This is a genomic window from Pseudoroseomonas ludipueritiae (assembly GCF_014490445.1).
In the GTDB taxonomy this organism is placed as follows: domain Bacteria; phylum Pseudomonadota; class Alphaproteobacteria; order Acetobacterales; family Acetobacteraceae; genus Pseudoroseomonas; species Pseudoroseomonas ludipueritiae.
The window spans coordinates 1-3,809 of sequence record NZ_JACTUZ010000251.1; the positions used below are offsets into that span (position 1 = coordinate 1).

Genomic DNA, 3,809 nt, shown 5'->3' on the forward strand with positions numbered 1-3,809 from the left:
GTGCCGACGCTGGCCGGCTCGGTCGCGCTGCGCGGCGCGCCGCCGGCCAAGGCCACGGCGCCTGTGGTGGCGCGGCTGCAGCGCGCCGGCTTCGTGGTGCTGGGGCGCACCAACATGGTGGAATTCGCCTTCAGTGGCCTGGGCGTGAACCCGCATTACGGCACCCCCCTCTCCCCCTACGACCGGGCCACGGGGCGGCTGCCGGGCGGCTCCTCCTCCGGCGCCGCCGTGGCGGTGGCCGATGGCATGGGCTTCGCCGGGCTGGGCTCGGATACCGGCGGCTCCTGCCGCGTGCCGGCGGCGCTCTGCGGCATCGTCGGCTACAAGCCCACCGCCAGGCGGGTGCCGCTGGAGGGGGTGCTGCCGCTTTCCTTCAGCCTCGACAGCATCGGGCCGCTGGCGAATACGGTGGGCTGCTGCGCCGTGTTGCACGAGTTGATGGCCGGGGCCGAGAACGCCGCGACGCCCGTGGCGCGCCCCGTCGCCGGGCTGCGCTTCGGCATTCCGGACAAGACCTTCCTGTTCGACGGGGTGGAGCCGGCGGTGATCGCCGCCTTCGAGCGCGCGGTGGCGAAGCTGAAGGCCGCGGGCGCGCATATCGAGCATTTCGCCCTGCCGGAACTGGCGGATATCCCCGTCGCCAATGCCGCCGGCGGCTTCGCGGCGGCGGAATCCTATGCCTGGCACCGCCCGCTGCTGGAGAAGGCGGCGGAGCAATATGACCCGCGCGTCCTGGCGCGCATCCGCAAGGGCGCGAGCATGAGCGCGGCCGACTACATCGCCCTGCAGGTGGAGCGCGCGCGCATCATCGCCGCCGCCGCGCCGCGCACGGCGCCCTTCGACGCGGTGCTCTGCCCCACCACCGCCCTGACGCCGCCGGCGGTGGCGGAAGTGGAGGACGAGGCGGAGTACAACCGCATCAACCTGCTGCTGCTGCGCAACACCGCCGCCTTCAACTTCCTGGACCGCTGCTCCATCAGCCTGCCCTGCCACGCACCCGGCGAGGCACCGGTGGGCCTGATGTTGACCGGCGCCCATGACGGCGATGCCGCGCTCTTCGCCACCGCCAGCGCGGTGGAGGCCGCCCTGGCCGCCTGAACCGCACGGCTTCTGCGCCGGGGGGGCTTCCCCCCGGCGGCACAACCCGCTAAAGGGGGGTTCTGGCGAGGACCCGTAGCTCAGCTGGATAGAGCGTTGCCCTCCGAAGGCAAAGGTCGTACGTTCGAATCGTATCGGGTCCGCCAATCCCTCCCAGGTTTCAGCCTCTCTCCGACCGGTTGTCACCTTCCGCCGGCAGGATGCGCGCTGCGGCCCTTGGTCGCCATGCGGAGATAGGCATCGCGGGCCAGGGCGCCTGCGCCAGAATGCCCGATATCCCGAAGTAAGGAGAAGCTGATGCCGGGAAGGCTCTGGTCCCTTGGCGTCTTTCTGGTTGCGCTCGGCATCGCTGCTTATGCGGTGGGCTGGGATACCTTGCTATGGCTGCCCAGGGTAGTGCTCGACTCCCTGTTCTGGGTCCCGGCGGCCATCCTGGAGGCGGTGAGCACCTCCCCCGCCACCTTTGGTGTGATCGCGCTCGGCGTGATCCTGATGGTCTTCGCCCGCATGAAAGGACGCAGGCGGGACTAAGGCCTTTCCAGTCAGTGGAACGGCCAGCGACAGCGCAGCGTGCCTTCCTGCCTGGCCGCCCTGGCCGGCAGGCTGAACCGGCCCCGCCCGTGGCGGGGTCCAATCGCAGGAATACACAGTGGTACAGGACAAGGCGAAGGCCGAGAACGCCAGCCCGGCAGATGGCGCCGAGCTTGAGGCGGAGATCGCCTATCTCGCCAAGCGGCACCGCGTCTCACCAGCCATTATCCGGGAAATCATCCGCCGCGCCGGCTCCAGCGAAAGGGGCGCGGTGGAGCGGGAACTGCAGAAAGGAAAAGCGCGGCGCTAAGCGCCGCGATCCGGCCAGCCGCCACAGAGGGGCGGCTGGCCAGGCGGTGCCTAGCGTTGGCGGGCCTTGCGGGCCGCGTAGCGGGCGTCGCGCGCGGCCTTCTGCAGGGCCGGCAGGGCGGCGGCGCGCTGAGCGGCAGCCTCGGCCTCGGCAGCTTCCTGAGCGGCCTGGAGCCTCTGCTGCTCCGCCTTCTCGGCCTTTTCCGCCTTCAGGCGCGCGGCCTCGGCATCGCGGGCCATCTTGCGGGCGGCGTTGCGCGCGTCGCGCGCCTCGGCGACCGCCTTGCGGGCGGCCTGCTGCTCCAGCATCGCGGGGTCATTCGGTCCAGGCCGTGCGCGAAAACGCTCCAGCATGGCCTCCTTCGCCTTGGCAGCCGTAGCCAGCCGGTCGTTGAAGCCATCGCTTTTATGAGAGATCATGCGGCCCACCCTACTCGGAATGCGCTCCGGGGCCTAACGAACTCTCAAATTGTTCAGGATATCAGTGTGACGGGACCAGCCAGCATCATCGCGATGGAGACCTGCAAGGCCAGCGAAGGGTTCCGGGGCCGCCTGTCGTGAGCCGCCGCCCGCAGCATAAATCCGGCAAGGGCGGCGCCCGCCGTACAACGCAGCTGGAGGCCGAGAACGCGCAGCTTCGCCGCGAACTGGCCGATGCCCGCGCGGCGCTGCGCCAGGTCGAGGAAAAGGGCGCCGATGCCTTCCTGGCACGCCGGCTGGCGGAGCTGGAGGAAGGGCGCCAAGTGGCGCGCGGCCAGGCCGTCGAGGCCACCGTGGCGCGCTCCAAGGCCGAGGCGAAGCTGGCGGCGCTGCAGGATGCCATCGGCAAGGCGCCGGGCATTTCCGGCTGGCTGCTGCGGCGGGCCAGCAAGAAGCTGCAAGGCGCCTGAGCCGGCGAGGCTCCAAAACCGCCTCTTCCTTGCTGAAAATATCGCAGGCGCCGCGCCCCTCTGCGGGGCGGGCGCCTGAAGCCGCGCTTCAGTCGCCGAAGCGCAGATCCAGCCCCCGCGCCTTCCACCCTGCCTGGATGGCCGCGCGGTCGATGGTGCCGGAAGGATCGGCCTTGCGTGGCCCCGTGGCCAGGGATGGCGCGCGCTCACGTTGCCAAAGGCCGATCAGCCGGCGCAGCTCCGCCAGCGGGTCAGCGTGGTCGTCCACGCGGAGGTCGAGGTCGGGGAAGTCTTCCGTGGTGACCAGCTTCATGGCGGCGGATTGCCGGCCGCGGCGGTCGCCACCGGCCGCCTGGCCGGCTTCCATGGCCTGCATCATGCGCTCCGGCAGCGGCAGGCTGGAAGGCACCACGAGGCTGGCCAGCGTCTGCCCGACGACCTCCGGCCCCGCCAGCATATTGCCCGCGACGCTGAAGCCCGGCGCGGCCTGCGAGCCGGCCCAGATGACGCAGCTCTGCCCCGTCCAGGCGGCGCCGCGGCCGTGCCGGTCGATGGCATGGACCTGCCGGTAGGCACGGTTGGCATCGCCGGCGAGGGCGGATTCGATGGCAGCCTCCGGCGGCAGGCCGCGTTCCATGGCGTCCAGCACCGCCGGGCCCAGATAGCGGTTGGTGAAGGACTGGGTGGAGACCGCCCCCACTCCGGCACGGAGATAGGGGCAGGAGGCGCCGACGGCGAAGGCGCAGGTGGCCACCGTCACGCCAAAGGCACCCGTCGCGGGGTCATGGGCCAGGATCGACCAGGTCATCGCGCCATCCTCTCGCTTGCTGGCGGGATGCTCCTGGCAGTCCAGCCTTCATGCAAGCGGGCAACGGGTGTCCTGCGGAGCCGTAATTATATCGTGAGCGATTATATCGCTCAGTACGCCACCACATGGCAGGCATGCGGAATGAATAGTCGCGCACGATGCAATCGCGGCGT

Annotated in this window: 6 protein-coding genes and 1 tRNA gene; 5 read left to right on the plus strand and 2 right to left on the minus strand. The window is 70.6% G+C overall.

Annotated features, from left to right (window positions below; genetic code table 11):
- The 4 genes from IBL25_RS24880 to IBL25_RS24895 form a co-directional block, all read left to right on the plus strand.
- Positions 1 to 1,098: amidase (locus IBL25_RS24880; protein WP_187781146.1), on the plus strand; the 1,098-nt coding region annotated here is incomplete at its 5' end.
- A gap of 69 nt (positions 1,099 to 1,167) precedes the next feature.
- A tRNA-Arg gene (locus tag IBL25_RS24885) sits at positions 1,168 to 1,244 on the plus strand.
- Positions 1,245 to 1,395: 151 nt separating this feature from the next.
- Positions 1,396 to 1,629 (plus strand): hypothetical protein, encoded by a 234-nt coding sequence (locus IBL25_RS24890; protein WP_187781147.1) that lies wholly within the window; start codon positions 1,396 to 1,398, stop codon positions 1,627 to 1,629.
- Between the two features lie 118 nt (positions 1,630 to 1,747).
- A complete protein-coding gene (locus tag IBL25_RS24895; protein WP_187781148.1) occupies positions 1,748 to 1,939 on the plus strand; it encodes a hypothetical protein in 192 nt (63 codons plus the stop codon).
- A gap of 50 nt (positions 1,940 to 1,989) precedes the next feature.
- Here the strand turns inward: IBL25_RS24895 and IBL25_RS24900 are convergent, their stop codons facing one another.
- Positions 1,990 to 2,358 (minus strand): DUF6481 family protein, encoded by a 369-nt coding sequence (locus tag IBL25_RS24900; protein ID WP_187781149.1) that lies wholly within the window; start codon positions 2,356 to 2,358, stop codon positions 1,990 to 1,992.
- 137 nt (positions 2,359 to 2,495) lie between these two features.
- On the opposite strand from IBL25_RS24900, the gene IBL25_RS24905 reads away from it, so the two are divergent.
- On the plus strand, positions 2,496 to 2,828 hold the full coding sequence (locus IBL25_RS24905; protein ID WP_187781150.1) for a hypothetical protein: 333 nt from the start codon (positions 2,496 to 2,498) through the stop codon (positions 2,826 to 2,828).
- 88 nt (positions 2,829 to 2,916) lie between these two features.
- Here the strand turns inward: IBL25_RS24905 and IBL25_RS24910 are convergent, their stop codons facing one another.
- On the minus strand, positions 2,917 to 3,636 hold the full coding sequence (locus tag IBL25_RS24910) for a DUF1028 domain-containing protein (RefSeq protein WP_187781151.1): 720 nt from the start codon (positions 3,634 to 3,636) through the stop codon (positions 2,917 to 2,919).
- Positions 3,637 to 3,809: the final 173 nt, after the last annotated feature.